At 70.6% G+C, this 950-nt stretch carries 1 pseudogene; it reads left to right on the forward strand.

The window, feature by feature from the left end:
• Nucleotides 1-52 precede the first annotated feature (52 nt).
• A pseudogene (locus tag A6V29_RS18015) lies at nt 53-950 on the forward strand (IS5 family transposase).

Below are 950 nucleotides of genomic sequence, written 5' to 3' on the forward strand. Positions count from 1 at the left end.
GACTAGGGCGTGTCTCCTAACCGTTGACGTCGGGCGGTAGCAGGCTGGCAGGGTGTCGCGGATGGTGTCGCTGTCGGATGAGTCCTGGGCTCTGGTGGAGCCGTTGATGCCTGCGGCGTCGGGGAAGGGCGGCCGGCCGTTCGCCGATCACCGGCGCACGGTCGAAGGGATCATCTGGCGGTACCGGACGGGGACGCCGTGGCGGGACCTGCCGGCTGAGTTCGGGCCGTGGCAGACGGTGTGGAAGCGGCATCGCCGCTTCGCCGAGGACGGCACGTGGGACCGCGTGCATGCGGCCCTGTTGGCCGATGCCGACGCTGCCGGGTTGATCGACTGGGACGTGTCGGTGGACTCCACGATCAACCGCGCGCACCAGCACGCGACGAACACCAAGCGGGACACAGGGGGCACCGGAGAACTACAAGAACCTGCTCGACGAGCCCGGTGATCATGCGATCGGGCGGTCCCGCGGCGGCCTGAGCTGCAAGATTCACCACCTGGTCGACGGGCGCGGGCTGCCCCTGGTCGTGCTGGTGGGCGCAGGCCAGGCCGGTGACGCCCCGATGTTCCCGATCCTGTTGCAGCACCTGCGGGTGCCCCGGATCGGCCCGGGACGGCCACGAACCCGACCCGACACCGTGGCCGGGGACAAGGCCTACTCCTCGCGGGCGATCCGCACCCTGCTGCGTGAGCGGGGCATCGGGGCCTGCGTCCCCGAGCCGGACGACCAGAAGGGCCACCGCATGCGCCGAGGCAGCCGCGGAGGACGACCGCCAGCCTTCGACGCGGAGCGCTACCGCGGGCGCAACGTCGTCGAGCGCGCCTTCAACGAGGACAAGCAGTGGCGCTCCCTGGCCACCCGCTACGACAAGCTCGCCATCGTCTACCGAGCCGCGGCAGTCCTGCGGGCGGTCACTCTCTGGCTCAAGCGGTTAGGAGACACGCCCTAG

It is taken from the genome of Blastococcus sp. CCUG 61487 (assembly GCF_005222955.1).
GTDB lineage: Bacteria > Actinomycetota > Actinomycetes > Mycobacteriales > Geodermatophilaceae > Blastococcus.